The organism is Paenibacillus sp. 2TAB23 (assembly GCF_052115165.1).
Lineage (GTDB): Bacteria > Bacillota > Bacilli > Paenibacillales > Paenibacillaceae > Pristimantibacillus.
In genome coordinates this window covers 240,438-267,402 of record NZ_JBFRGD010000009.1, presented here as the reverse complement: position 1 = coordinate 267,402, position 26,965 = coordinate 240,438, and the positions used below count along the sequence as shown (strand labels likewise).

General features: G+C 49.8%; 24 protein-coding genes and 1 other annotated feature. All 24 genes read left to right on the top strand.

The window, feature by feature from the left end; genetic code table 11:
- Positions 1-660: 660 nt before the first annotated feature.
- The 24 genes from AB4Z29_RS15580 (at position 661) to AB4Z29_RS15465 (ending at position 26,860) form a co-directional block, all read left to right on the top strand.
- Complete coding sequence (locus AB4Z29_RS15580; protein ID WP_441943948.1) at positions 661-1,338, top strand: DUF4309 domain-containing protein; 678 nt, start codon at positions 661-663, stop codon at positions 1,336-1,338.
- A 278-nt stretch (positions 1,339-1,616) separates the two neighbouring features.
- Positions 1,617-2,015 carry an adenosylmethionine decarboxylase gene (speD, locus tag AB4Z29_RS15575; protein ID WP_138752416.1) on the top strand — a complete coding sequence of 133 codons (399 nt, stop codon included), beginning with the start codon at positions 1,617-1,619 and terminating at the stop codon, positions 2,013-2,015.
- A gap of 199 nt (positions 2,016-2,214) precedes the next feature.
- On the top strand, positions 2,215-3,597 hold the full coding sequence (gene hemA, locus AB4Z29_RS15570) for a glutamyl-tRNA reductase (RefSeq protein WP_441943947.1): 1,383 nt from the start codon (positions 2,215-2,217) through the stop codon (positions 3,595-3,597).
- 22 nt (positions 3,598-3,619) lie between these two features.
- A complete protein-coding gene (locus tag AB4Z29_RS15565; RefSeq protein ID WP_441943946.1) occupies positions 3,620-4,432 on the top strand; it encodes a cytochrome C assembly family protein in 813 nt (270 codons plus the stop codon).
- 41 nt (positions 4,433-4,473) lie between these two features.
- On the top strand, positions 4,474-5,118 hold the full coding sequence (locus AB4Z29_RS15560) for a precorrin-2 dehydrogenase/sirohydrochlorin ferrochelatase family protein (RefSeq protein WP_441943945.1): 645 nt from the start codon (positions 4,474-4,476) through the stop codon (positions 5,116-5,118).
- Positions 5,118-6,089: a hydroxymethylbilane synthase gene (gene hemC / locus AB4Z29_RS15555; RefSeq protein ID WP_441943944.1), complete on the top strand. Its 972-nt coding sequence runs from the start codon at positions 5,118-5,120 to the stop codon at positions 6,087-6,089. Before AB4Z29_RS15560 ends, hemC begins: the two co-directional genes overlap by 1 nt.
- Positions 6,086-7,663, top strand: coding sequence for a uroporphyrinogen-III C-methyltransferase (gene cobA, locus AB4Z29_RS15550; protein WP_441943943.1), 1,578 nt, complete (start codon positions 6,086-6,088; stop codon positions 7,661-7,663). Before hemC ends, cobA begins: the two co-directional genes overlap by 4 nt.
- Entirely contained in the window at positions 7,664-8,665 is a 1,002-nt protein-coding gene (gene hemB, locus AB4Z29_RS15545) for a porphobilinogen synthase (protein ID WP_441943942.1), read from the top strand. It abuts the gene before it with no gap.
- Between the two features lie 4 nt (positions 8,666-8,669).
- Entirely contained in the window at positions 8,670-9,971 is a 1,302-nt protein-coding gene (hemL, locus tag AB4Z29_RS15540) for a glutamate-1-semialdehyde 2,1-aminomutase (protein WP_441943941.1), read from the top strand.
- Between the two features lie 33 nt (positions 9,972-10,004).
- A complete protein-coding gene (locus AB4Z29_RS15535; protein ID WP_441943940.1) occupies positions 10,005-11,009 on the top strand; it encodes an RluA family pseudouridine synthase in 1,005 nt (334 codons plus the stop codon).
- An 89-nt stretch (positions 11,010-11,098) separates the two neighbouring features.
- On the top strand, positions 11,099-12,454 hold the full coding sequence (locus tag AB4Z29_RS15530; RefSeq protein WP_441943939.1) for a LysM peptidoglycan-binding domain-containing protein: 1,356 nt from the start codon (positions 11,099-11,101) through the stop codon (positions 12,452-12,454).
- A 119-nt stretch (positions 12,455-12,573) separates the two neighbouring features.
- Positions 12,574-12,814: a binding site (T-box leader), on the top strand.
- A gap of 57 nt (positions 12,815-12,871) precedes the next feature.
- Entirely contained in the window at positions 12,872-15,514 is a 2,643-nt protein-coding gene (locus tag AB4Z29_RS15525; protein WP_441943938.1) for a valine--tRNA ligase, read from the top strand.
- Positions 15,515-15,544: 30 nt separating this feature from the next.
- Positions 15,545-16,930 (top strand): bifunctional folylpolyglutamate synthase/dihydrofolate synthase, encoded by a 1,386-nt coding sequence (locus AB4Z29_RS15520; protein ID WP_441943937.1) that lies wholly within the window; start codon positions 15,545-15,547, stop codon positions 16,928-16,930.
- Positions 16,931-16,937: 7 nt separating this feature from the next.
- Positions 16,938-18,332: a UDP-N-acetylmuramate--L-alanine ligase gene (gene murC, locus AB4Z29_RS15515; RefSeq protein WP_441943936.1), complete on the top strand. Its 1,395-nt coding sequence runs from the start codon at positions 16,938-16,940 to the stop codon at positions 18,330-18,332.
- 151 nt (positions 18,333-18,483) lie between these two features.
- Positions 18,484-19,905 (top strand): SPOR domain-containing protein, encoded by a 1,422-nt coding sequence (locus AB4Z29_RS15510; RefSeq protein ID WP_441943935.1) that lies wholly within the window; start codon positions 18,484-18,486, stop codon positions 19,903-19,905.
- 61 nt (positions 19,906-19,966) lie between these two features.
- The gene (locus AB4Z29_RS15505; protein WP_441943934.1) at positions 19,967-20,209 is read left to right on the top strand and encodes a DUF4321 domain-containing protein; all 243 of its coding nucleotides are present in this window, start codon (positions 19,967-19,969) and stop codon (positions 20,207-20,209) included.
- A gap of 52 nt (positions 20,210-20,261) precedes the next feature.
- Positions 20,262-20,891, top strand: a complete 630-nt coding sequence (locus tag AB4Z29_RS15500; protein WP_441943954.1) for a Maf family protein — start codon at positions 20,262-20,264, stop codon at positions 20,889-20,891.
- Between the two features lie 87 nt (positions 20,892-20,978).
- On the top strand, positions 20,979-21,668 hold the full coding sequence (gene radC / locus AB4Z29_RS15495) for a RadC family protein (RefSeq protein WP_441943933.1): 690 nt from the start codon (positions 20,979-20,981) through the stop codon (positions 21,666-21,668).
- Positions 21,669-21,707: 39 nt separating this feature from the next.
- Complete coding sequence (locus AB4Z29_RS15490; RefSeq protein WP_183557656.1) at positions 21,708-22,739, top strand: rod shape-determining protein; 1,032 nt, start codon at positions 21,708-21,710, stop codon at positions 22,737-22,739.
- 57 nt (positions 22,740-22,796) lie between these two features.
- On the top strand, positions 22,797-23,660 hold the full coding sequence (mreC, locus tag AB4Z29_RS15485) for a rod shape-determining protein MreC (RefSeq protein WP_441943932.1): 864 nt from the start codon (positions 22,797-22,799) through the stop codon (positions 23,658-23,660).
- Positions 23,657-24,181, top strand: coding sequence for a rod shape-determining protein MreD (gene mreD, locus AB4Z29_RS15480; protein WP_441943931.1), 525 nt, complete (start codon positions 23,657-23,659; stop codon positions 24,179-24,181). Before mreC ends, mreD begins: the two co-directional genes overlap by 4 nt.
- A 65-nt stretch (positions 24,182-24,246) precedes the next feature.
- Positions 24,247-24,912, top strand: coding sequence for a septum site-determining protein MinC (locus AB4Z29_RS15475; protein WP_441943930.1), 666 nt, complete (start codon positions 24,247-24,249; stop codon positions 24,910-24,912).
- A gap of 3 nt (positions 24,913-24,915) precedes the next feature.
- Positions 24,916-25,707 carry a septum site-determining protein MinD gene (minD, locus tag AB4Z29_RS15470; protein ID WP_183557669.1) on the top strand — a complete coding sequence of 264 codons (792 nt, stop codon included), beginning with the start codon at positions 24,916-24,918 and terminating at the stop codon, positions 25,705-25,707.
- A 7-nt stretch (positions 25,708-25,714) separates the two neighbouring features.
- Complete coding sequence (locus tag AB4Z29_RS15465) at positions 25,715-26,860, top strand: FtsW/RodA/SpoVE family cell cycle protein (protein WP_441943929.1); 1,146 nt, start codon at positions 25,715-25,717, stop codon at positions 26,858-26,860.
- Positions 26,861-26,965: the final 105 nt, after the last annotated feature.

The following is a 26,965-nucleotide window of genomic DNA, read 5'->3' as shown; positions in this document are numbered from 1 at the left end:
AGTAACCCTATTGAATGAGCTGTAAGCACACATGCGTTCTTATGGAGTCAGATTGGCGTAGGAGTGAGGTTGAAGGGTAGCTGTAAGCACCTATATGTTCTAACAGCAGCCAAGTAACCCTATTGAGTGATCTGTAAGCACACATGCGTGCTTATGAAGACAGATTGGCGTAGGGGTGAGAGTGAAGGGAAGCTGTAAGCACACATGCGTGCTTATGGAGTCAGATTGGCGTAGGGGTGAGAGTGAAGGAAGCTGTAAGCACCTATATGCTCTAACAGCAGCCAAGTAACCCTATTGAGTGAGCTGTAAGCACACATGCGTTCTTATGGAGGCAGATTGGCGTAGGGGTGAGAGTGGAGGGAAGCTGTAAGCACCTATATGCTCTAACAGCAGCCAAGTAACCCTAATGAGTGATCTGTAAGCACACATGCGTTCTTATGGAGTCAGATTGGCGTAGGAGTGAGGTTGAAGGGGAGCTGTACGCACCAATATGCTCTAACAGCAGCCTGGTAACCCTAATGCGTGTGATGAAAGCACGCAGGTGTGTTTTCCAACTTTTTGTTTGCATGAGGTGCAACATTTTATCCTTTTTTGCAGTTAGTAGCAAGGTAAGGGAAACTAAGCCCGCATAAATAGACATAACTTAGGAGATGAACAACGATGAATCAAACGAAGCGGTTCAAACAATTCGCAATCGGCATATCGTTTGCGATTGCTTTATCATTGACGGCATGCAGCAGCGATGACAATATGGACCCGACGCCGCCGCCGGCATCGGAGATGCCAAGCAAGCAGCCTGACAGCGAGGCTACAACTGAGCCAAGCACAGAGCCTACCTTAGAGCCTACAAAGGAGCCTGAGCAGTCTGGCGATAATCATGGTGAAGCGGCAGATAGCAGCGCTGAGATTGGCGAATTAATCGAGACAATCTATAACCTTGCCAAGGAAGGCAAGGTTGAGGGAAGCGATTATGCGGCTCATGATTCTCTTTTCGATGATATCGAGAAGGCTTGGGGAAAGCCTGATTCGAATGAATCAGCAGGTAAAGGCATATATGCGACCTATAAGGACAAAGGTGTTACGTTCGGATATAACAAAGGAATGGTCGTGTTTGATGTGAGATCATACTCGCCTAAGCTGAAGCGCATCTCGCTTAAGGATCTTGAAGTTGCGCTTGGCACGTCAGAAGAGAAGACGGTCAACGGCTCAGATACGATCTATACGTATGAGGTCAATAAACAATATCAATTGAAGTTCGCCATTACGAAGTCTTCTGGCAAGGTTGATCACATTTCCGTCTACAGCGAAGCTGACACGAAAAATAATATGGCAGGGTAAGCCGCATACTGTTGCGGGACAAGTTCCGATGTCATACATTGAGAACGGGGTACGCAGAATGGCGCTTTGCAGCTTTCTGAAAAAAACTATTGCATTTATCTCGGATAGATGTTATTTTTATTCTCGTTGAAAAGATTGTTGAAGATAATAATAGGAACCAGGATTCACTCAGGACATAGTTATGTTGCGAGAGATTAATCCCTCGAGAAGTGAATGACGTAGGTCCTAGCGGATGAAATTTTTCAAACATTTTATTCCTAGGAAGGGGGAACCGGAAGATGGAATACTCAACTTTCGGAAGACACGTTGCTGTTGATACTTGGGGTGTAGACTTTGATCTACTTAACAGCGCAGAATTTTTGCAATCACACATGGTAGAGGCTGCTGAAGCATGTGGTGCTACTGTATTGTCGGTTCAAGCAAAACAATTCGATCCTCAAGGCGCAACTGTACTCGTGCTGTTGTCGGAGAGTCACCTCTCGATTCATACGTATCCAGAGAGAGGCTTTGCTGCATTAGACTGTTATACCTGCGGTGAAACTGTAGATCCTCAGCTTGCGATCGACTACATGCTCGCTGTATTGAAGCCAAAAGCGACTTATGCTAAGAAGCTTGTGCGCGGTATGGGCGAACTGCAAGTGGAAGAGCCACAAATGAAACAAACTGAGCTCGTTTAAGAGCTTTAAAACTTATTAATCATAGCGAGATAACCATGGAGAATATCCATGGTTATTTCTTTGTATGAATAGGGAATAATGAGTCTGTAGTTTTCAAATATTATTCATAAATGAACATTATCTGAATAACGAACTATGCTATAATTAGCGATAACATCAGTGGCTTATACGCACAAGAGAAGGAGGCAGGAGACCGCGCATGCACATTATCGCAGTAGGACTGAATTACAGAACAGCTCCCGTGGAAGTAAGAGAGCAATTTGCATTTGCGGAACGGGATTTACCCGAAGCAGTATCCCAGCTTATTCAGACACAAAGCATAATGGAATGTGTCATAGTAGCGACCTGCAACCGTACGGAGCTTTATGCGGTAGTAGATAGGCATCATCTATGCGGGCATTACATTCGCAGCTTTATGGAAAAGTGGTTCAAGCTCCCGCGGGAGCATTTCACTAACCATTTATATATGTACGAGGATGAGAAAGCGATCGACCACCTGTTTCGTGTGACAAGCGGTCTGGATTCCATGGTAATCGGAGAGACTCAAATTCTGGGACAAGTAAAGAATGCATTCTTGCTTGCTCAGCAGCAGAAGACGACGGGAACCGTATTTAATATGTTGTTCAAGCAAGCGGTGACGATGGCTAAGCGGGCTCATTCCGAAACGTCAATCGGAGAATCGGCGGTATCTGTCAGCTACGCAGCGGTGGAGCTTGGCAAGCGGATCTTTGGTCAATTCAACAAAAAGACGGTTATGGTTGTCGGTGCCGGCGAAACGGGCGAGCTTACGGCTAAGCATTTGTACGCGAACGGTGCCGAGCGAGTCGTAGTTGTAAACCGGACGTATGAGAGAGCGACACAACTAGCCGATAAGTTCAACGGCGTTGCTTGGTCGATGGAGGAAGCCGCCGATAGGCTGCATGAAGCGGATATTATTATCAGCTCAACCGGCTCAGACGGTTACGTTCTGACACGGCAGCAGGTTGCAGCTGCTATGCAGCGCAGGAAGTCGAAGCCTCTCTTTATGATCGATATTGCGGTTCCGCGCGACCTCGATCCTTCGATAGCGGCAGTAGAGAACGTCTTTTTGTATGATATCGATGATCTGGAAGGAATCGTGGAGAGCAACCTGGAGCATCGGCGCCAGGAGGCGGCGAAGATCGAAGCCATGATAACAGAGGAAATCGAATTGTTCGAGCAATGGTACAAAACGTTAGGCGTCGTTCCGTTAATCCGCTCCTTGCAAACGAAGGCGGCTGGCATTCACGAGGAAACGATGAACAGCCTGACCAACAAGCTGCCAGATCTAGGCGAGCATGAGCTGAAGGTTATCCGCAAGCTTACGAAGAGCATCGTGAACCAAATGATGCAGGATCCGATTCTGCGCATTAAGGAAATGGCCGGCGAGAAACGTGCTGATGAGGCGATGGACATGTTCGTCAAATTGTTTGCACTAGAGAATGAACTTGAAAAAACGCGTCAAGCCGAGCTTGAAGCGGCAACAGATACTGTCGCTGCAGCACAAAAGAAAAAGGTTCAACCCCATGCGGCTGCGGCAGTATTAGCACCTATTACAAGGTAGAGGGCTGCAAGGTGGAGGAGCTATGGTGACGCAAAACTTTTTATATGATGCGATACTTTATATCTACGCCCTGAGCCTGCTGTTTTACTTCTCCGACTTTATGAATGCGAGTCAGAGAGCGAAACGGATGGGTACAGGGCTGCTTATTTTTGTTTGGGTATTACAGACGGGATATTTAATATCTCGGGTTGTCATGCATCTTCAAATGACAGCGGTCACGGCGTTTGAGTATTGGCTGGGGTTTTCTTGGCTTCTTGTTACGACGTCGATCGTGATCAATCGGTTTTTCAAAATTGATTTCATCGTATTTTTCGTCAACGTTGTTGGTTTTGCTGTGTTGGCATTAAATCTCTACAGCAATCCAGGCAGTGGAGAGTCGCTTGAGCTTTGGAAAACAACGAGAGAGCTGCTCTATATTCATATCAGCTTAGTATTGTGCGCGTATGCTGCTCTGACGATCGGTGCATTATTTGCAGGCATGTATTTATTTCTTCACAACCAATTGAAAAGAAAGCGTTGGACGAACTTTGTGCGCAGGCTGCCCAGTCTCGATCTAATGGAGCGTTATGGCGATCGTGCAGTCATTATAGGTGTTCCGTTGCTTGCCATGTCGCTTGCTATCGCTGTGACCTCATTGCTCGTCGAAGGACGAGCAGCGCTATTGCTCGATTGGAAGGTGCTTTCTTCCTTCGGAACATTAATCGTATATGGGATTTATGTTTATCAGAGAGCGATGCTGAAGCGGCCGGGACTTCAATTGGCCCGTTTGTATATTTTTTCCTTCGGCTTGCTGCTGTTGAATTTATTTTCAAATTATTTCTCTTCATTCCACTGACCGAACCTATAATCAAGCGGTTAAGGAGGAGACTGGCTTCGATGAATGGATTTTATCCGGTGTTCCTGCAGCTTAAAGGCCGCCGCTGCTTGATAATCGGTGGCGGCAGGATTGCTGAACGCAAGCTTCTAGGCTTATTAAATGCTGGAGCGGATGATGTTTGGATCATTAGTCCAGACGTAACGCCGCGAATTGCTGCTCTAGCAGCCGATGGAACCATTCATTGCTGCTTGCGTGCCTATGAAGCGGGAGATCTCGAAGGAACCCGGCTGTTATTTGCGGCAACCGACGATAAGCGTCTAAATACGGAAGCTGCCGCTGCAGCCGAGCGCATGGGGATATGGGTAAATACGGCGGATGAGGCGGGCAAAGGCTCCTTTATATCTCCGTCTACACTGCGAAGAGGGGACTTGCTGTTTGCGGTTACGGCCTCAGGGGCAAGTCCCGCTTTGTCTCAGCATATTAAACAGGAGCTAGAGGCGCATTATGGAGCAGAGTACGAAGAAATAAGCGCCGCGCTGCGGCGCTTGCGGGAACGAGTAGTCCGCGAAGTTGAGGATGAACAAAAAAGACAGAATATACTGAAGCTTGCGGCTGAAGATGCTGCCAGGCACAAAAGATACGATAGGAACATCGATGAATGGCTGATTAGACTTCTTCATCGTACAGACAGGAGGCATACATAATGGAAGCAGGCAAGCAGGGAAAACGTGTCATCGTCGTAGGGACAAGGCAAAGCGCGCTGGCATTGACGCAAACAGGGCAGGTCATTGACGAGCTGGCGCGGATCAGCGAGAAGCACGGCTTTGATTATACGTTTGAAGTGAAGAAGATCGTAACAAAGGGTGATCGCATTCTAGATGTAACGCTATCGAAGGTTGGCGGCAAAGGCTTGTTTGTGAAAGAAATTGAACAAGCACTTGTTGACGGGGAAATTGATTTGGCTGTACACAGCATGAAGGATATGCCGTATGAGCTGCCGGAAGGCTTGATGAACGGCGCGATTCCTAAGCGGGTAGATCCTAGAGATTGCTTGGTAACGCGAGAGGGTGGAGGTCTGGATGCTTTGCCGCTGGGCGCTCGCGTTGGTACGAGCAGCTTGCGACGCTCATGCCAGCTCAAGCATGCGAGACCTGATTTGCAATTGGAGTCCATTCGCGGCAATATCGACTCCCGCATTCGCAAGCTGGAGACGGAAGGCTTCGACGCGGTCGTGCTTGCTTCCGCTGGTCTGACGCGAATGGGCTGGCAGGACCGCATATCGGCGAATATCCCAGTTGATGTATGCCTGCCGGCAGTTGGGCAAGGTGCGCTAGGCATTGAATGCCGCGAGACGGATGCGCAAATTCGTGAGCTGCTTTCATTGCTCAATGATAGCGAAACGGAGCTGACTGTCAGGGCGGAACGCAGCTTTCTGGGCTCATTGAACGGCGGCTGCCAAGTTCCGATTGGTGCATATTGCATGAGAGGTGAAGAGCTGGAGGGCCAATCCGGGACCTATAATTTGATCATGACCGGTATGGTTGGCTCGCCTGACGGCGCTGTCTTGCTTAAGGAAGTTATGCAAGGATCTGATCCTGAGCAGCTCGGCAAGGACGTCGCAGCCGCACTCATTGCACGCGGCGCAGATCGTATATTAGCTGAAATCGGAGGATGACGGAATTGGATAAGGGGAAGGTTTACTTGGTTGGTGCGGGACCGGGAGATCCTAAGCTGATCACAGTGCGCGGACTGCAATGCTTGAAGGAATGCGACGTGGTCGTTTACGACCGCTTGGCGAGCCCAAGATTGCTGCGCTACGTTAAGCCGGGCACTGAGCGAATATACGTTGGTAAGCTGCCTGACCGCCACACCATGAAGCAAGAGGAAATCAATCAGCTGCTCGTGGACTTGGCGCTGCAGGGCAAGGTCGTAACGCGTCTTAAGGGCGGCGACCCAACCATATTCGGGCGTGTCGGAGAAGAAGCGGAGCTGCTTTATGATAACGGAATCGAATTTGAAATCATCCCGGGCATCACCTCTGCGATTGCCGTCCCTGCTTACGCGGGCATTCCGGTTACCCATCGGGATTTCGCTTCCTCCCTCTCCATCATTACGGGGCATGAAAGTCCGGACAAGCTTGATCGCTCCATTCATTGGGATAAAGTAACTAATGCAACCGGTACGCTTATTTTTTTGATGGGCGTAGCCAAGATCGGATATATTGCTGATCAGCTTATTAAGCACGGCAAGCCTCCTGAAACGCCGGTAGCGCTCGTTCGCTGGGGTACGAGAGTGGAGCAGCGAACGGTGGTCGGAACGCTTGAGACGATCGAGGGGATCGTCAAAGCGGCCAACTTCCAGCCACCAGCCGTAATCGTAGTTGGCGAAGTTGTATTGCAGCGGGAGAAGCTTAAATGGTATGAGAACAAACCGTTGTTTGGCTTGCGGGTACTCGTCACGAGGGCAAGAGCGCAGGCAAGCGAGCTTGCGGATCAGATTGAAACGCTGGGCGGCGAGCCTTGCGAATTTCCCGTTATTGAGACAATTGAGCCTTCGTCTCCCGAAGCGGTTGAGGTTTTACGAGATAAGCTGGATCTGGCAGAGCAATATGATTGGTTGATGTTTACAAGCGTGAACGGCGTTAACTATTTTTTAAGCTGGCTTCGTAAATTCAGAATCGACATACGCAGGTTTTTTGGTGCCAAAATCGCAGCAGTAGGTCCGAAGACGGCAGCAGCACTCGCTGAGCATGGACTTATCGCAGAGGTGCTTCCAATGAAGTTTTACGCGGAGGGGCTGCTTGAGCAGCTAAAGCCGCAGCTCAAGGCGGGCGAACGAGTGCTGCTGCCGCGAGGCGATCTCGCTCGCGAAGTGCTGCCAATGGAGCTGAAAGCAATGGGCCTTGTTCCTACAGAAATTGACGTTTACGAGACGGTGCTTGCTGAACAGCAGGACGAGCTTGCACTTGAGTGGATTCTGGAGAAGGAAATTCATATGATTACGTTCACGAGCTCATCGACCGTAACGAATCTGCTGGAGCTTCTGAAACGTAAAGGCGTTGCTGATCCGGTGGCCTTGCTTGCGGGCATACCCATTGCAAGCATAGGACCGATCACGACCAAAACCGCGCTGGAAGCTGGTTTAGTCGTTACAATTGAGCCCGAAGCGGCCACGCTGGACGGCTTGCTTCAAGCAATCGTCGATTATCAGCAAAGCCAGCTAGCCGAAAAGGCAAGGGAGGAAATATAAATGTTACATTTTCCAACAGTAAGAAACCGCAGATTGCGCAAATCGCAAGCGCTTAGAAATCTCGTTAGAGAAACGGCATTGAGCGTTCATGATTTCATATATCCGATTTTTGTAACGCACGGAACGAACATCAAGGAAGAGATTCCGTCCATGCCCGGTGTTTATCATCTTTCCATGGATCTATTGGAGGATGAAATTCGCGATGTCGTTGCCACTGGCATTCAATCCGTACTGCTGTTTGGCCTGCCGGAGCATAAGGATGCTCTAGGTACCTCTGCTTATGCTTCAGACGGTATTGTTCAACAAGCGATCCGTGCTGTAAAAGAATGGGCGCCGGAGCTTGTTGTCGTTGCCGATACATGCTTGTGCCAATTTACCGATCATGGCCATTGCGGCATCGTGCATGTGCATGAAGAGTCGGGCATTGCGGAGGTCGATAACGATTCCTCATTGGATCTGCTTGTACAGACAGCAGTATCTCAAGCGGAAGCTGGCGCCGATATTATTGCGCCATCGAATATGATGGACGGCTTTGTGCTGGCGATTCGTCAAGGTCTTGATGATGCCGGCTTCAGCGATGTGCCGATAATGTCCTATTCCGTGAAGTTTTCGTCAGCGTATTATGGACCGTTCCGTGATGCTGCCCATTCTGCGCCTCAATTCGGAGACCGCAAAACGTATCAAATGGATCCGGCGAACGGGCGCGAGGCGCTGCGTGAAGCGGAGACCGATATTGCGGAAGGTGCCGACATGCTCATGGTTAAGCCGGCTTTGGCTTATTTGGACATCGTGAGGCAGCTTAAGGATAAATATCATTTGCCTGTTGTCGCGTATAACGTAAGCGCAGAATATTCAATGGTCAAAGCAGCTGCAGCCAATGGCTGGATCGACGAGAAATCGATCGTGCTTGAGACGCTGCTTGGGATGAAGCGAGCAGGTGCGGATCTAATCATTACGTATCATGCAAAGGATGCGGCACGCTGGTTGAAGGGAGAGGTATAAGCAGATGAGTGAAAAGTCGAACCTAAGAAATGACTCACGCTCGGTAGAGGCTTTCGCAAGAGCGAAGAAGGTCATTCCCGGCGGAGTGAACAGCCCCGTACGGGCATTCAAGTCGGTAGGCTTAAATCCTGTCTATATGGAGCGCGGACAGGGAAGCCGCATTTATGATATCGATGGCAACAGCTATATTGACTATGTGGCTTCTTGGGGGCCGCTCATTATGGGGCATGCTCACCCTGAAGTCATTGAAGCGATTAAGCGGACAGCAGAGAAGGGGACGAGCTTTGGTGCTCCTACCGAGCTGGAGACGATCATGGCTGAGCTCGTTTGCGAACGGGTGCCCTCCGTTGATATCGTCCGTATGGTTAACTCCGGCACGGAAGCTACGATGAGTGCAATTAGACTTGCTCGGGGCTACACGAAGCGCAGCAAAATCTTGAAATTCGAGGGCTCCTACCACGGTCATTCGGACAGCTTGCTAATCAAAGCCGGGTCGGGAGTTGCGACTCTCGGTCTGCCTGACAGTCCGGGAGTTCCGGAGCATGTCGCTTCTCATACGATTACAGTTCCCTACAATGATATCGAATCAGTAAAGCTGGCTTTTGAAAAATTCGGTGAAGAGATCGCCTGTGTTATCGTAGAACCCGTTGCCGGCAATATGGGAGTTGTCCCTCCATTGCCAGGTTTTCTGCAGGGACTGCGCGACGTTACGAACCAATACGGCACCGTGCTCATTTTTGACGAGGTTATGACCGGTTTCCGCGTAGGCTATAGCTGTGCGCAGGGACTTTACGATATTAAGCCGGATTTGACCTGCTTCGGCAAGGTGATCGGCGGTGGCTTGCCTGTTGGCGCATACGGCGGCAAACGTGAGTTGATGGAACTGATTGCGCCTAGCGGACCCATCTATCAAGCAGGTACGCTGTCGGGCAACCCGCTTGCGATGGCTGCAGGCCATGCGACGCTAAGCTTGCTGACACCGCAGGTTTATGAGCTGCTGGAGCGTCAAGCCGTTAGACTTCAGCTTGGCTTTGAATCGAACGCTCGCAAGCATGGCATTCCAAGCACAATTAATCGTGTGGGCTCCATGGTATGTCCGTTCTTCACCGAGACGACGGTTATCAATTTCGAGTCTGCCAAAACATCGGATCTGGAAAGATTCAAGGCTTATTTTGCTTCGATGCTTGATCTGGGCGTTAGCGTGGCTCCTTCCCAATTCGAAGGGATGTTTGTATCCGCCGTTCATACCGATGAGGATATCGACGCTACGATCGAGGCGCATCATGTCGCATTAGGTCGTTTATAGGTTTATGAAGGTTTATGAATAGGAGGAACGGGAATGATCGGTGGTCATATTAAGAGAAACGGCAAGTGGCTTGAGCTGGACGATGCGGCTCTTCAAGCCATAGCCGCTGCTCCAGCCAATGATTCCCCTTCGGAGAAGAGTCCGGCGGCAACGCCGGAGCTGTCACAGCCACGGGCTGGCAGTCATCCGCACATCGTGCGGCAGTGGCTGCTGGCCCATTCCTTTTTTCCGCAGAAGTGGGTTAATCGGTTGTTTTCAGTCGGCGGGATTCGCTGGGAGGGCGATGTGCTTCAACTGCTCGCGTTTCCTCCGGTAGATCCGCAAAGTGATGCCGTCTATCGAAATATCCGTGTGAATTCGGACGAGAAATTGCCTATGGTGCTTTACGAGGATGAGTTTTGTATCGTCTTTGACAAGCCTGTAGGAATGGCTGTTCATGGTTCGTCTCCAGGACAAGCTGGCACATTGGATGATGCAGCGGCCAGGCATCTTCTGGCGCAAGGCGATCCGTTAAATGTTCGCCATATCCACAGACTTGATGACGATACATCCGGTCCTGTTCTATATGCCAAAAACGATTTGGCACAGTGGAAACTTGACGAAGCCATGCGGGCAAAGCAGATTGACAGGCATTATATAGCGGTTGTGCATGGGCAGATGACCAAGGCCGAGGGAAAGATCGACGCGCCGATTGGCAAAGACAGGCATCACCGTTCAAGAAGGCGAGTATCGGATCAAGGTGATGCGGCGATTAGCCATTATGAGGTGATTGCCGCGAATGCCGATATGTCGATGATCCGCGTGAAGCTGGAAACGGGACGCACGCATCAAATACGTGTCCATCTTAGCCACATCGGTCATCCTCTGGTCGGTGACAGCTTGTACGGCGGTGATTCCCGTTTGCTGGACCATCAAGCGCTTCATGGGGAAAAGCTGGTATTCGCCCACCCATGGACGGACAAGGCTTTGGAAATCGCTTCCCCATGGCCGCAGTGGCTGGCTCAGCTGTCGGGAAAGATGTCGCCACGATCAAAATGATAGTCATGCTCCAGCTTCTCCTACCATATAGATAAGTAGTGAATGTAAAGTTAGACCAAGCATTCAGTAGGAGAGGGGAGGACTTTAGCGTGTCGGATCAAACGAACGGATTACGCTTTGACGTGTATGAGCGCGTCCATTTGCCCGATGATGTTGCGGCAATTGACGAGCTGGAGGAAATTGAGCTAGTTCCCCGCATACAGGTTATCGACCAGGGGGATCATGCTGTGCTTAGAGGACAGCTTCTTCTGAGCGGAGTATATCGGAGTCAAACCGATTCCGAGAATTCACTCACGCTTGAGCACTTGATACCGGTTGAAATTACGCTGCCAATGAACCGGATATCGCGGCTGGATGACATTTCAATCGAGATCGATAATTTCGACGTGGATTTATTGTCAGCGCGAACGCTGAACATTACAGGCGTATTATCGCTGCGGGGCATCTCTGCCCAGCCTGTGTTGGAGCAGGAGGAAATCTGGCGCGAGGAACCGTTCACCGTTGTGCATCAACGTGAAATGTACGAGGAGCGCGTTCCAGAAGCGTATGATGGACAGAATGCGGCGATTGATACGCCGTACATACCAGCAGAAGATCCATATGGCAGGCAAGAGGAGATTGCCTATCAACAGCAGGAAGAGTTGGCGGATGAATCGGAGGCGATTGTTACCATTTCTTCCGTTGCTTCAGATACTGGCTGGAGCACCTCGCAGCTGTTTGCGGATGTGACGCAACAGACAGAAGAAGATGCCGGACCGGCGGAGAATGAACGGGAAATAACGTTAGCCTCGCAGCAATTCGCAAGCGAAGGCTGGCTTACTACTTCATCCACGTATGCGAATTCGAACGCAGGCTTTGCTCAGCCGGTTGAAGAACCTGCCGAGGCCTCAGAGCAAGAACGAATTGCATTCATAGCGGAAGAAGCAGAGGCATCGGAGCAAGAACACATCGCATACGCAGCGGAAGAAGCAGAGGCGGAAGAAGCAGAAGAGCCGGAAGCTTCATCCGAGCCGATCGAAGCCGTATTGCCTGTGCAGCGAATCGAGCCCGAAGCTGAAAAGCAAGAGCTGCGAATCGCTTTCAATGGCAAGCAGCCTCAAGACGGGACTGGCGCGCCGCCGGACGTCGGAATACTGACCTTGCTGCAAACAAGCAGGCGCGAGCAAGCGGCCCGTGAGGCAGCCGAGCAGGTGGTTGCACAGCAGCGGGCGGATGAGGAAGCAAGGGTTCAAGCATCAGGTGACGAGATTGAATGGAAAAACCTGTTCCTCGGGAAACGATCGGAGGATACAGAATTCCGCAAAATCAGGATGTGCATCGTTCAGCGCGACGAGACGCTTGACGTCATTGCATCTCGCTACAGCTTAAACCCGAGAGAAATCGTCATTTACAACCGATTGGAAGATTCAGGAGTGTCAGAAGGACAGCTATTGTATATTCCATAATGCGTTGCTTGGCGGAAATGCCCTTGTTGCTCAAAAAAATGAGCGATAAGGGCATTTCTTGCGTTCGTTTGGTTGACTCAGCTGTGTAAGAAAGGTATGATTAAAGCTATATATGCGTTATAACGACATTGAAGGGGAATAGTAGACAGCAAAGCCTTCAGAGAGTGGAACCGTTACGCTGAGAGGTTCCGCAGGAAGTGACTGCTACGAGTCGCCCCGGAGTTGCCTGAGCCAAGTAGGTGCAACCTGTGCCCTACCGAATTCAGGCCGGCTACAGCCGTTATCTGTTTGAGTGCCATGCGGATTTCGTTCGCGTGGAACAAAGGTGGTACCACGGAAGCTAAACCTTTCGTCCTTTATGTTGAGGGCGACAGGTTTTTTTTGTTTTTGTAGATCGATTTATGGAGGATGGAACGAATGTCTGAAAATCAAACGACAACTGCAATGCCAACAACCTATGATCCGAAGGCAGCTGAGCAGAAATGGTACGATTACTGGATGCAGGGGAAATTTTTTGAGGCGGGCAAACGCCCGGATGCGGAGACGTATACAATTGTTATCCCGCCTCCAAACGTAACGGGCATGCTTCATATCGGTCATGCGCTAGATTTCACGCTGCAGGATATTTTGATTAGAACGAAGCGGATGCAAGGTTACGATGCACTATGGCTGCCAGGCACGGATCACGCAGGCATCGCCACGCAGACAAGAGTAGAGCAGAAGCTGCGCGAGCAAGGCGTGTCTCGTTATGATCTAGGTCGAGAGGCGTTCTTGGAGAAGGTATGGGAGTGGAAGGATGAGTATGCGAACACCATTCGCGACCAATGGGCGAAGATGGGACTCTCCCTCGATTATTCGAGAGAACGTTTCACGCTGGATGAAGGCTTGTCCAAGGCTGTACGCGAAGTTTTCGTAAAGCTGTACGAGAAAGGGCTTATTTATCGCGGCAAAAAAATTATCAACTGGGACCCGGCCGCACGCACGGCGCTTTCCGATATTGAAGTTGAGCATAAGGAAGTAAACGGTCATCTGTACCATTTGAAGTACCCGCTCAAAGACGGATCGGGCTTCATTACGGTAGCAACGACGCGTCCAGAGACGATGCTTGGCGATACTGCAGTAGCCGTTCATCCCGAGGATGAACGCTATAAGCATATGATTGGACAATTGATCGTGCTTCCGGTCATCGGACGCGAGATTCCAATTATTGCCGATGAGTACGTGGATAAGGAATTCGGCTCAGGTGCCGTGAAAATTACGCCGGCACATGATCCGAACGACTTCGAGATGGGAGAGCGCCACAACCTTCCTCAGATTATCGTAATGGATGAGACTGGCACGATGAACGCCGAAGCTGGCCCTTACCAAGGACTTGACCGGGCTGATTGCCGCAAGCAGCTCGTTAAGGATCTGCAGGAGCAAGGCGTATGCGTCCATATCGAAGACCATGTGCATCAGGTGGGACACAGCGAGCGCAGCGGCGCCGTTGTCGAGCCGTATCTGTCCACGCAATGGTTCGTTGCGATGAAACCGCTCGCTGAAGCAGCGATTGCTGCCCAGAAGGCTGGAAAAGGCGTGAACTTCGTACCGGAACGGTTCGAGAAAATTTATTTGCACTGGATCGAAAACGTACGCGATTGGTGTATATCGAGGCAGCTATGGTGGGGTCATCGCATCCCGGCCTGGTATGACGAGTCGACTGGCGAAATGCATGTGTCCCGCGAGGATATGGCAGGCGAGCATCTTAGCCAGGACAACGACGTGCTCGATACATGGTTCAGTTCAGCGCTTTGGCCGTTCTCTACGCTCGGCTGGCCGGATCAAACCGAGGACCTGAAACGCTTTTATCCAACAGATGTACTCGTAACGGGCTATGATATTATCTACTTCTGGGTTGCGCGCATGATCTTTACGGCGCTCGAATTTACGGAGGAATCACCGTTTAAGGACGTATTGATCCACGGTCTCGTTCGCGATTCGGATGGCCAGAAGATGTCGAAGTCGAAAGGCAACGGCGTTGACCCGCTTGAGGTTATCGAAAAGTACGGCGCAGATGCAATGCGGTACATGATCTCTACAAGCAGCACGCCGGGACAGGATCTGCGCTTCCGCTGGGAGAAGGTAGAACAGGCTCGTAATTTCGCGAACAAAATATGGAACGCATCGCGCTTCGCCTTAATGAACCTGGAGGGCGTGGAAGCGGCCGACATCGACATCAAGGTAAGTCTTGGCACAGCGGACCGCTGGATTCTGCATCGCTTGAATGAGACCGTTCGCGATGTAACCCGCTTAATTGAAAGCTATGAGTTCGGCGAAACCGGACGTATCCTATATAACTTTATTTGGGATGATCTATGCGATTGGTATATCGAATTCGCAAAGCTCAGCCTCTACGGCACGGATGAAGCTGCCAAAAAAGCGACGCAGTCGGTACTTGCTTACGTTCTGGATCGCACGCAGCGCCTTATTCACCCGTTCATGCCTTATATCAGCGAAGAAATTTGGCAGCATCTTCCGCATATTGGCGATACGATCACATTGGCCGAATGGCCGGTGTACGACACTGCCCTAGAAGCGCCGGATGCCGTTAAGGAAATGGAACTGCTGATGGAGATGATCCGTGCAGTCCGCAACATCCGAGCTGAAGTAAATGTGCCGATGAGCAAAAAAATCGAGATGCTGATCAAGCCGTCCAGCGAGGCGGAAGCTGCTATTATGACCCGCAATGAAGAATTCATTAAGCGCTTCTGCGGTACGTCAAGCCTTGAAACGGGCTTGCATATCAGTGCGCCGGACAAAGCGATGACTGCGATTCTGACAGGCGCAGAGCTTTACCTGCCGCTCGCAGGACTGATCGATATCGAGCAGGAAATTGCAAGGCTTGAGAAGGAGCATCAGCATTTGAATGCTGAGGTTGAGCGTATTGAGAAGAAGCTTGGCAACGAAGGTTTTGTCGCGAAGGCGCCAGCCAAGGTCATTGACGAAGAGCGTGCCAAAATGAATGATTATGCAGACAAACGCGACAAGGTGCTGGCAAGAATTGCGGAGCTGCGCGGTTAACGCTGCGAAACGGAAGAAGGAACGATTGGAATGACGAATCAACCATTTGAGCAGCGGCTCTCAGAGCCGCTGCAATCCTATAAGGAAGCCGTGGATTGGATTAATGGCCTAATACCATTCGGCATACGTCCGGGCTTGGAACGGATCGAAAAGCTGATGGAGCTGCTGGGTAATCCGCATCGCAGGCTGAAGTTCATCCATATCGCAGGCACGAACGGCAAAGGCTCGACATGTGCTTTTTTGACTAACGTGCTGCTGCGTGCGGGTTATGACGTAGGTACGTTCACGTCGCCTTACATTACCAAATTCACGAATCGGTTTCAGTACAACGGCGTCGATATCGACGAAGAAACGCTGCTTAGGCTTGCGAATGAGCTGAAGCCGATCGTTGAGGAGCTTGCAGATACGGAGCTTGGCTCGCCAACGATGTTCGAGGTGTCGACTGCGCTTGCTATTCTCTACTACGCGAAGGTTACGTATCCTGATTACGTTGTCTGGGAAACAGGCCTTGGCGGACGCCTTGATGTGACCAATATCGTTCAGCCTGTCGTTACGGTCATTACAAACATCGGACATGACCATATGGACCGTCTGGGGAATACGATTGAGGCTGTGGCGAGCGAGAAGGCTGGCATTATTAAAGCCGGCATACCGGTCATTAGCGCGGTCGAGCAACCTGAGGCGATTGAGGTGATCAAACGCACGGCAGCCGAGAAAAAAAGCACGCTTTATTTGCTGGGCGAGCAGTTTCACGTTGAGACGCTGTCGGCGCGTGAGAACGAACAAACCTTCCGCTTCAATAATCTTTTCCGCAGCATCGAGCCTTTGACGATTACGTTAAACGGCGCACATCAACGCACAAATGCGGCAGTAGCTGTAATGACGCTTGAGGTGCTCCGCCAATATAACGCTCTGGTGGTAGAGGACGAGGTGCTTGGTGAAGGGCTCAAAGCGGCAGCGTGGCCAGGCCGACTGGAAATGCTTTCGGAGCAGCCGCGTCTCTTAATTGACGGAGCGCACAATCCAGAAGGCGCGCAAGCGTTAGTGGAGGCGCTCAAAAACACTTATCAATATGATCGTTTACATCTTATGATGGGTATGCTGGAGAATAAGAATCATCAGGATGTACTTAAGCATATACTACCAATAGTGGATACGCTTATCTTGACCGAGCCTGATTTTCGGATGAAAAAGGATGCGGCTGCTTTGGCTGAATTGGTGCAGGAAATGCGCCAGCAACTGCCAGAAGAGCATGCATTCGAGCTTGTAGTGGAACAGAACTGGCAAGCAGCATTACAAAAACTACAACAGTTAACCGGGGAAACAGACCTTGGGGTCGTAACAGGCACGCTCTATTTAATCGCCGACGTTCGCTCCCGCATTTTGTACAACTCGGATTCTGAAAAAGGTTGGTGAACCGTCTTTGAATACGGCAGAACACGTTCATTTCATCGGAATCGGCGGTTACGGAATGAGTGCCATTGCCCGCGTTATGCTGGAAATGGGCTATAAGGTGACCGGGTCCGATGTCGCAAAGCAAGAATTAACAGAGAAGCTTGCAGCTGGTGGTGCCAGCATCTATATCGGTCATCAGCCTGAGCATGTGAAGGGTGCGGATTTGGTTGTGTATTCCACGGCGTTGTCGAAGGACAACGTTGAACGGAAGGCAGCCGAGGAGCTTAACATTCCTGTACTGCACCGCTCGCAGATGCTGGCTAGATTGATGAATGCAGGCAAAGGCATTGCGGTAGCCGGCGCCCATGGGAAAACAACGACTTCTTCGATGATCGCACTCGTGATGGAGTCCTGCGATGCAGATCCAACCTACATTATTGGCGGTGAAATCGTCAACGTAGGCACAAACGCAAAAGCAGGAAAGGGCGAATATGTCGTAGCAGAAGCGGATGAGAGTGACGGCTCCTTCCTTCACTACCATCCGACGCTCGCTATTGTGACGAATATCGAGCCCGATCATCTAGAAAACTATGACGGCGACTTCGGCAAGCTTAAGGCGGCTTACGTGCAATTTTTGCAGCAGGTGAAAACGGACGGAAAAGCGATTGTATGCGCGGATGACGAGACGGTTAACGAACTGATCCCGCAGGTATACAAAGGCGATATTGACAAAGCGCAGCTTGTTACCTACGGCATTGACGGAGATGCGGATTATAAAGCCCAGAACATTGTGCTCGGAGACCGTAAGGTAGCCTTCACGATGACGTACAAAGGAGCGGAGCTTGGCAAGGTTGAGCTGTCCGTCCCAGGCTTGCACAATGTGTATAATGCTATGGCAACGGTTATCACTTGCTTGGAATCGGGCCTTTCTTTCGACAAGATTGCAGTGGCCATCCAATCCTTCAGAGGAGCTAAGCGCAGATTTCAGGTGCTTGGCGAAATCAACGATATTTTGGTTATCGATGATTATGCCCATCACCCTACGGAAATCAAAGCGACAATCAGCGCGGCAAAAGCAACGGGTAAACGCATCATTGCTGTATTTCAGCCACAGCGATATACCCGTACCTTCTTCTTGTTTGAGCAGTTTAGCCGTGCTTTTCCGGAGGCGGATGAAGTCATAATTACCGACATTTACTCGCCGGCTGGCGAGCTTCAAATAGAGGGTGTGACCTCGCTTAAGCTTGTAGAGCTTATCAAAAGCAACAGCAACTCTAACACCACTTATTTGCCGACAAAGGAAGAAGTGCTTGAATATTTGACAGCACGCGTCGTGCCTGGTGACCTCGTTATTACAATGGGAGCAGGCGATATTTGGAAAGTAGCGGATTTGCTGGCCAAATCTTTGAAGTCGAGTCAATAAACGATAAAAGCCCGATGATTCCTTAAAGGAGTCATCGGGCTTTTTGAATCCCGCGGTTCAGCAGCCATTTACTTGCCATGCTCAGCTCGGTCTAAATCTCGTAAAACTCTCATAGAATGATACGAGATGAAAGGGACAAGGAGTGGATGGAATGACGCAAAAAAATCGAATCACCTATCGTTTTGATCGCAATGGACAAGCTGTAATGGGAGATGGCAACAGCCTCGAGAAGCAGCGGGATGTCTCTGTGAACAAACCCGATGAGGCAGGCAGCACAGCTTCTCAGGTTAATAGATTGCCTAAAAAGAACGTAATTCCCCTGTACCCAACCACGGAACAGCATTCTATGAGCGAGGTCAGCCCTTGGAACAGCCCTTTTCAGGAGGATATCGCCGCTCTGGAGGAGCTAATTCGGAACGCGGATACCGTGCCGGCAGCTAACAATGTGAAACCAATCAAACAAGCAGTTATACCGCCTAACGAGAAAATAGAAAAAGAAGACCCGTACAGAGACGAGCTATATTTGGTGAAAAAAGAAAAAAAAGCCATAGATGAAGAAGTGGATTTCCCCATTTATGAGGAGCTGGAAAATATTCAGTCTCATGAAGAAGAGCGAATATACGAGGAGCCGCGTAGAGGAAAAGCGCAATACTCGAGAATGAAGAGAGGTTCGTCTGCACCTTCATGGTTTAATGTCTTTTTGTCGGTAGCAGCAGCGCTTGCAACGGGAGCGTTATTTGGTTATTTGCTGCTGTCCTTATTTACAGGGGCTAGCCTTTTTCCTAGCGAAGCAGGCAATAAGCCGGATGCTCAACCGGTCACTGGCAGTGCGGCAGTCGGTGATGAAGGATCGGAGATCGGGGCAAACGACAAAAATAATGATGCGTCTAAACCGGCAGCGGTGGATGGCTCTGGGGAGCAGCAAGGCAGCACGGCTGCCACAGTCAGCCTGACAGGGCTGGAGCAAACTTATTTCATGCTGCAGTTCGGCGTTTTCAGCAATACAGAGGGTAAGGATGCCGCGCTTGATCAGCTTGCTAAGAAAGGTTTGGCGGCGGCGACTATGACGAGCGCTAAGGATTACCGAGTCTATGCAGGATTGGGGAGCGACCGCAAGCAGGCAGAAGCAATCAAGGGATTGCTGCCGGAGATTGAATTGTACGTCAAAGAAGTAACGATCGCTACCCCTGGCAAGCTGCCATTCACAGGTGATTCCGCTGTCGCACAGCGCTTCTTTGAACAGACTGGCATACTCGTCCAAATGCTGGATGAATTGACATTGGCTCAATTGGAGCAGCCTACGCTGGGTCCTTTGAGTAAAACGGCAGCAAGCTCCTGGCAGGCAGAGCATAAGGAATGGACCGAAAATGCGGCAGCGATGCGAATAGGTATAGGTGACGCGGATGGAAAGGCCTATCTGGAGCAGATCATTCAAGCTGTTAATTCGGCTGCAAAATCGATGGTAGAGTATGATAAGAAGCCCTCACAAGCTCACTTATGGACTTCGCAAACTGGAATTATGCGTGCAGTCATCGCTCAGAAAGAATGGTTTGAGTCCATCAGCGCATTGTAAACGAATAGGTTCATGCGTATAATGGTCTTAGGTGTCATTTCATGGCGAGAGGCGTTGAAAGATGAAGAAAAACGGCTGGATCCTTCTCATTTTTATCATTCTTGGCTTATTAGCCGGCGCATTAGTCGCGCGGTGGCTGGCCCCCGTTCCAGGCCTATCTTTTCTAACCAAACCAATTGAGGCTTCATGGTCACCCGCCATTGATCTATATGTGCTCAGTTTCAACCTAGCGCTTCATCTGCAATTCAGTTTGTTCAGCTTAATTGGGGCTGTAATTGCAATATGGTTGTACCGCAAAATGTAGAGAGACGGCCATTGACCGCTTAAGGAAAGCATGAAGGAGAAGCAATAATTTGATGGCTCATAACCAATTACGCAACGAAGCGTTCAGCCAGCTCGTCCTGGCCTCTTCGTCACCGCGCCGGAAAGAACTGGTCGCATCGCTGGACCTTTCTTTGCCGGTTTATATTTTGTCTACGGATACGGATGAAACGATCGAAGCAGGCTGGTCTCCGGCGCAGGCCGTGGAGGCGCTTAGTCTTAGAAAAGCAAAAGCCGCGATTCCAATGCTGCAACAAAAGCAACAGGCTCTATCGTCTTTAATTATTGGCGCCGACACCATTGTGGTCCTTGATGGTGATGTGCTCGGCAAGCCAGCCGATGAGGAAGAAGCCATGTCGATGCTGCGGCGCCTTCAAGGGCGAACCCATGAGGTGTTTACAGGTGTCGCGCTCGTCGTTTCTTCTACTTCTGATGCTGTTGTTGCGCATCGCATGACGAAGGTCACGATGAAGTCCCTTACCGAGGATCAGATCAAAAGATACGTGGCAACCGGCGAGCCGCTCGATAAGGCGGGCTCATACGGAATTCAGGGCTTGGGTGCTACGATGGTTGACCACATTGATGGCTGCTATTTCAACGTTGTAGGGCTGCCGTTGTCGCTATTGTCCGACATGCTGGCCTCCTTTGATATCACAGTAATCTAAAGGATGTTTTAGTAACGTGGCTCGGATTTTTTTTCAAAATCTAGGCAGGCTATAAACAAACCAATATGGAGAAGGCGGGATTGGGACATGTTGCCGCAACCGATGATTTTGCGTGATGTCCCCCATGAAGAACGTCCGAGAGAGCGCATGATGAAATATGGGGCAGAAGCACTTAGCCATACCGAATTGTTAGCCATATTGCTCCGCACAGGTACGCAGCGTCAATCCGCCGTGCATCTGGCGGGGACGATATTAAAACAATGCGGCAGCTTGCGTAACCTGATGGATATGAGCATGGAAGAGATGACGTCCATTCGCGGAATTGGTCCAGCCAAAGCGATTCAGCTTCGTGCGGGAATGGAGCTTGGCAAAAGAATTTCACGGAGTCAAATGGGCGAAGCGATTATCGTTCGCAACCCCAAGGATGCAGCGGATTATGTGATGGAGGATCTTCGATATTTGAAGAAGGAGCACTTCGTATGCTTGTTTTTAAATACCAAAAATCACATCATTGGACGCGAAACCTTGTCTGTTGGTACGCTCAATGCATCGCTTGTTCATCCCCGTGAAGTATTTCGCGCAGCCATCTCTCGCAGCAGCGCATCTATTATTTGCATTCATAATCACCCAAGCGGAGATCCGACGCCTAGCCCGGAGGATATCGCATTAACGCGGCGCTTGGCGGAGGCCGGCCAGCTAGTTGGAATAGAAGTACTTGATCATCTCGTAATCGGCGACGGAAGATTCGTAAGTTTGAAGGAACAAGGACATATGTAATATAATAAAGTGATGTGGCAATTAGAAGGGAGCAACAACATGTTTGGTGGTTTTTCGAAAGATTTAGGTATTGATTTAGGTACTGCAAATACGTTGGTATTCGTCAAAGGCAAGGGAATCGTCGTAAGGGAGCCTTCCGTAGTGGCCCTTCGTACGGATACAAAAACAATCGAAGCAGTTGGCGAGCAAGCCAAAAAAATGATCGGTAGAACGCCAGGCAACATCCGCGCTGTTCGTCCAATGAAAGACGGCGTAATCGCCGATTTCGAAACGACAGCAACGATGATTAAATATTTTATTCGTCAAGCACAGAAGCAGCGCTCTTTATTCCCTCGTCATCCAAACGTAATGGTTTGTGTGCCTTCAGGCATTACAGCGGTAGAAAAACGGGCCGTAGAGGATGCAACCAAGCAAGCGGGAGCTCGTGAGGCTTATACAATCGAGGAGCCTTTCGCAGCTGCAATCGGCGCTGATTTGCCGGTATGGGAGCCGACAGGCAGTATGGTTGTCGATATTGGCGGCGGTACGACAGAAGTAGCGGTCATTTCCTTGGGAGGCATCGTTACCGCGCGTTCCATTCGCGTGGCGGGCGATGAAATGGATGAGGCGGTTACGCAATACATCAAGCGGCAATACAATCTTATGATTGGCGAACGCACCGCGGAGCAGCTCAAGATGGAGATTGGCTCAGCGCTTCCGTTTGAGAAGCCTGAGACGATTGAGATTCGCGGACGCGATCTTGTATCGGGCTTGCCTAAGACGCTGGCTATTACATCCGATGAAATTACAGAGGCATTGGCAGATACGGTTAATGCGATCGTTGACGCTGTGAAAGTTACGCTTGAGAAGTGTCCGCCGGAGCTGTCTGCCGATATTATGGATCGCGGAATCGTGCTTACGGGCGGCGGCGCCTTGCTGCGCAACCTGGACAAGTTGCTGCAGCGGGAAACAGGCATGCCGGTTATCGTTGCGGACAATCCGCTGGACTGCGTAGCGATTGGCACAGGCCGCTCGCTTGATAATATTCATCTCTTCAAAGCAAGAAGCTCAGCATCTCGTTCGAGACGCTAAATGAGGTCCGCTGGGATACGGATATGAAATGGGCAGGTGATTGAGCTGTTTAAGCTGATGCGAAATAAGCGTATGTCTATGCTTATGATCGGATTTATATTGTGCATAGCGGTCATCGGTTTTTCGCTAAGTGACCGTAAGGAATTATCATGGCCGGAGAAGTTTTTGAAGGATACGGCAGCATACGTGCAGCAATGGTTTTACAAGCCCGCTGGTTCTATAGCGGGCTTCTTTGAGGATATCGGCAATCTCCGTACAATCTATGAGGAGAATGAGCGGCTTCGTCTTACGGCAGCTGCCTACGCTCGCGAGAAGATCAATTACAATTTCGTAGAAAAAGAGAATAAGCGCCTACAAGAAGAGCTAGATTTCACAGAAGCCCAGAAGCAAATGAATAAATATAATTATTTAATCGCGCAGGTTATCTCTGTCAGCAATGACGCTAACAATCGGACGTTGACCATCAATCTGGGCTCCAAAAACGGCATTAAGCCGAATATGGCTGTCACGACAATTAAAGGGCTGATCGGCTTGGTAAGTTCGGTTACGCCATACACTGCGGCTGTGACTCCGATTACGGAGCTTGATGAATCTTCACCGACATTCAATCTGATTGCGGTAACGATCATGGGGCGCGAGGATGAATCTTTCGGCATATTGAGCAGCTATAACAAGGAAACGTCGAGGCTTCTCATGACCAAAATCGCAGAGACGGATAAAATGACCATTCAGGATACCGTAATCACCTCGGGTTTGGGCGGTGTGTATCCAAGAGGGCTGGTTGTCGGTACGTTGGAATCTAAGCAGCTAGGCGATTTCGGACTTACATACACGGCATCGGTCGAACTGGCAGCCAGCTTTGACCACTTGACCGAGGTGTTTGTCGTTCAGGTGCCTGAACTGGAGGCTGCCGATCAATGAGCATGAACCGAATCATCCTGCTAATGATTCTCCTTTTCGTCATAGAGGGAGCGGTAATTCCGTGGATTGTTCCAGCGGGCTTCGGACATCGGATCATTCCTCACTTCGTTTTCGTCATGGTCATTTTTTCGGGACTTTATAGTCGCCGTCATCTAGCCTTGCTGCTTGGCGTCAGCTTCGGCATGCTGCAGGATATCGTTTATTTTGGTCATTTACTCGGCATTAACGCTTTTATTATGGGTCTTATGGGATATTTCACAGGCGTTCTACTTGAGCGCCGCCGTTCCACGATTATGATGGCGATTTCGATTATCGGCTTCGCATGCCTTCTTTACGACAGCGTTATTTATTTTGTATACAGCGTGTTTCGAATTACGAATGAAAGCTATGCATGGGCACTTATCGATCATATTCTTCCAAGCCTGTTTCTTCAGCTTGCGTTCGCGCTTGCCTGCTACGTGCCGGCAAGAAAGTTGTTTGAAGGCCAGACTGGCGTAAAGGCGGAGAAGGATGATGAATAAAATAATGGTGCAGGCAGGATTTTGTTAGTCGCATCAAGAATCCATTAGGTTGGGGAGGGACGAACGTGACCGATAAGCAGCATATAATTATAAAAGGTGTAAAAGAAGGTCTCGTGTTCCTTCTCGACGATAAATGTGAATTCGCGACGCTACTTGATGAATTGCAATACAAGCTGGAGAAGACGCATCAACAGCTGCTCACAGGCCCGCTCGTACATGTACACGTAAAGCTCGGCTCAAGGCAAATATCGGATGATGACAAGGATCGAATCAAAAGCGTGATTCGGTCACAAGGAAATTTGATGGTCCAATCCGTTGAGTCAGATGCGCTGAAGGTTGATTTACTGCAAGGGGATCAGCCGAATCTTCAGGTGCTTACGTCTATCATTCGTTCGGGACAAACCTATGAGCATGACGGGGATTTACTTTTAATCGGCGATTTGAATCCAGGCGGCACTTTGATGTGCACAGGTGACATTTATGTGCTGGGCGCTTTACGCGGCACGGCGCATGCGGGTATCGGAGGAAGAACTGACGTCATTATCGCGACTTCGCTCATGAAGCCGACCCAGCTTCGCATTGCGGATATAATCAGCAGACCGCCAGAGGAATGGATGACCGGCGATGCTTCAATGGAGTTCGCCTTCTTAAGCGAAGGCAGAATGCAAATCGATAAGCTAGCGCAATTATTCCGCATACGGCATAATCCTATCATGTTTAAGGGAGTGTAGAATATGGGAGAAGCGATTGTTGTAACATCAGGTAAAGGCGGCGTCGGCAAGACGACGACCTCGGCAAACCTGGGTACCGCGCTAGCTTTGCTTGGCAAGAAAGTATGCATGGTGGATACCGATATCGGACTTCGCAACCTAGACGTGGTCATGGGGCTGGAGAACCGGATTATTTACGACTTGGTAGACGTTGCCGAGGGCCGTTGCAGATTGAATCAAGCACTCGTCAAAGACAAGCGTTTTGATGAGTTATATATGCTGCCTGCTGCACAGACGAAGGATAAGGACTCCGTTACGCCAGAGCAGGTTAGAAATATGATATTGGAACTCAAGAAGGACCATGACTACGTTATCATCGATTGTCCGGCCGGCATCGAGCATGGCTTTCGGAACGCAATTGCAGGGGCAGACCGCGCCATCGTGATTACAACTCCGGAGAATGCTGCCGTACGTGACGCCGACCGAGTAATCGGACTCCTCGAACAAGAGAAAATACCAAGCAAGCTGATTATTAACCGCATTCGCCAAAACATGATGAAAACGGGCGAAATGCTAGACATTGATGAAATCTGTCAAGTGCTGGCTGTTGATCTTGTGGGCATTGTGCCCGATGACGAAAAAGTAATTTCTGCCGCAAACAGCGGAGAGCCGACGGTTATGAACCCGGCTTCGCGTGCCGCTATCGCCTACCGGAATATTGCGCGCCGCATCTTAGGCGATATGGTTCCGCTCATGCTGCTTGATGAGAAGGCGGGAGCGTTCAAGCGCTTCCGTAAGTTCCTTGGAATAGGATGATTACGATTTGCTTAACAAACTAAAAAAGCTGGATTGGGGAATTTTGATTATTTTAGTATTCCTCATGGTGATCAGCACGGTTGTTATTCATAGCGCTACTGCCAACTTCCCCAAATATGCCGGTTCGGACGTTAAACAGCTTATCTTTTACGGCATGGGTTTTTTTATTGCTATCGCAGCAACATTGTTCGATTACCGCATTGTGCTTAAGAGCTGGCATGTGCTCTATGGTATCGGCGTTACCATGCTCATTCTTGTCTATTTCTTCGGTGCGGTCATCAATGGCGCAAGAGGATGGTTCAAGCTCGGCACTATGTCCTTTCAACCAGCCGAGATCGTCAAGATTGTGCTCATCATCGGGATTGCCTACATTATGGGCCGCAGACAGGGCGAGCGCCTTACCTTCATGAAAGACCTGCTACCGATTGCAGCCTTTTCGTTTCTGCCCTTTTTGCTCGTTATGATTCAGCCTGACCTAGGAAATGCGATCATTTACTTGGTTATCGTGCTCGGCATGCTATGGATTGGGAACGTAAAGTATACGCATGTCATTGCGGGCCTTGCTGTCGTCGTTGCCGGACTTGTGCTGTTTGTTTCCTTATTTAATACATTCAATCAGGAAATCTACGATTACCTGAATGACAACGACATGGGACATTGGCACAAGCGGATCAACACGTTTATCAATCCAGAGACTGCGACTGCAAATGACAAGCATCAATCAGAGAATGCGCAAATCGCGATCGGATCGGGCGGTTTGAGCGGCGATGGTTATTTGCAAGGGGATATGAAAAATGGAGGCTTCGTTCCGTATCCGTATTCGGACTCGATATTTGTCGTAATCGGCGAGGAATTCGGTTTCCAAGGCTCGGCTATTCTCCTGCTGCTCTATTTCCTGCTCATCTACCGAATGATTATAATCGCTTTCAAATGTTATGATTTGCGTGCTTCGTTTATTGTAATCGGCATTGTGTCCATGTATGTATTCCAGGTGTTTCAGAATATAGGAATGATGATTGGGATTATGCCGATAACGGGAATTACGCTGCCCTTTGTAAGCTATGGCGGGACATCGCTTTTGCTTAATATGCTATCGATAGGGCTTGTTTTCAGCATCAAGGCGCATCAAGAAAAATACGAGCTGGCCGATTAAGGCTTTGCTACAGATAAAGCTGCTTCTGAGACGGATTTGATCCGTATCGGGGCAGTTTTTTATCGTTTGGAGGTTCGCATACTTGTCTCTCTCCCCACATATCCA

Bases quoted from the DNA above. Each gene is read 5' to 3' on its own strand.
- mreC (WP_441943932.1), top strand. From the start codon at position 22,797: ATGCGAAATAAGCGTATGTCTATGCTTATGATCGGATTTATATTGTGC.
- minD (WP_183557669.1), top strand. From the start codon at position 24,916: ATGGGAGAAGCGATTGTTGTAACATCAGGTAAAGGCGGCGTCGGCAAG.
- AB4Z29_RS15520 (WP_441943937.1), top strand. From the start codon at position 15,545: ATGACGAATCAACCATTTGAGCAGCGGCTCTCAGAGCCGCTGCAATCC.
- AB4Z29_RS15525 (WP_441943938.1), top strand. From the start codon at position 12,872: ATGTCTGAAAATCAAACGACAACTGCAATGCCAACAACCTATGATCCG.
- AB4Z29_RS15565 (WP_441943946.1), top strand. From the start codon at position 3,620: ATGGTGACGCAAAACTTTTTATATGATGCGATACTTTATATCTACGCC.
- speD (WP_138752416.1), top strand. From the start codon at position 1,617: ATGGAATACTCAACTTTCGGAAGACACGTTGCTGTTGATACTTGGGGT.
- AB4Z29_RS15505 (WP_441943934.1), top strand. From the start codon at position 19,967: ATGAAGAAAAACGGCTGGATCCTTCTCATTTTTATCATTCTTGGCTTA.
- hemL (WP_441943941.1), top strand. From the start codon at position 8,670: ATGAGTGAAAAGTCGAACCTAAGAAATGACTCACGCTCGGTAGAGGCT.
- AB4Z29_RS15560 (WP_441943945.1), top strand. From the start codon at position 4,474: ATGAATGGATTTTATCCGGTGTTCCTGCAGCTTAAAGGCCGCCGCTGC.
- AB4Z29_RS15490 (WP_183557656.1), top strand. From the start codon at position 21,708: ATGTTTGGTGGTTTTTCGAAAGATTTAGGTATTGATTTAGGTACTGCA.
- AB4Z29_RS15580 (WP_441943948.1), top strand. From the start codon at position 661: ATGAATCAAACGAAGCGGTTCAAACAATTCGCAATCGGCATATCGTTT.
- mreD (WP_441943931.1), top strand. From the start codon at position 23,657: ATGAGCATGAACCGAATCATCCTGCTAATGATTCTCCTTTTCGTCATA.
- hemC (WP_441943944.1), top strand. From the start codon at position 5,118: ATGGAAGCAGGCAAGCAGGGAAAACGTGTCATCGTCGTAGGGACAAGG.
- AB4Z29_RS15510 (WP_441943935.1), top strand. From the start codon at position 18,484: ATGACGCAAAAAAATCGAATCACCTATCGTTTTGATCGCAATGGACAA.
- AB4Z29_RS15535 (WP_441943940.1), top strand. From the start codon at position 10,005: ATGATCGGTGGTCATATTAAGAGAAACGGCAAGTGGCTTGAGCTGGAC.
- hemA (WP_441943947.1), top strand. From the start codon at position 2,215: ATGCACATTATCGCAGTAGGACTGAATTACAGAACAGCTCCCGTGGAA.
- hemB (WP_441943942.1), top strand. From the start codon at position 7,664: ATGTTACATTTTCCAACAGTAAGAAACCGCAGATTGCGCAAATCGCAA.
- radC (WP_441943933.1), top strand. From the start codon at position 20,979: ATGTTGCCGCAACCGATGATTTTGCGTGATGTCCCCCATGAAGAACGT.
- AB4Z29_RS15500 (WP_441943954.1), top strand. From the start codon at position 20,262: ATGGCTCATAACCAATTACGCAACGAAGCGTTCAGCCAGCTCGTCCTG.
- cobA (WP_441943943.1), top strand. From the start codon at position 6,086: ATGACGGAATTGGATAAGGGGAAGGTTTACTTGGTTGGTGCGGGACCG.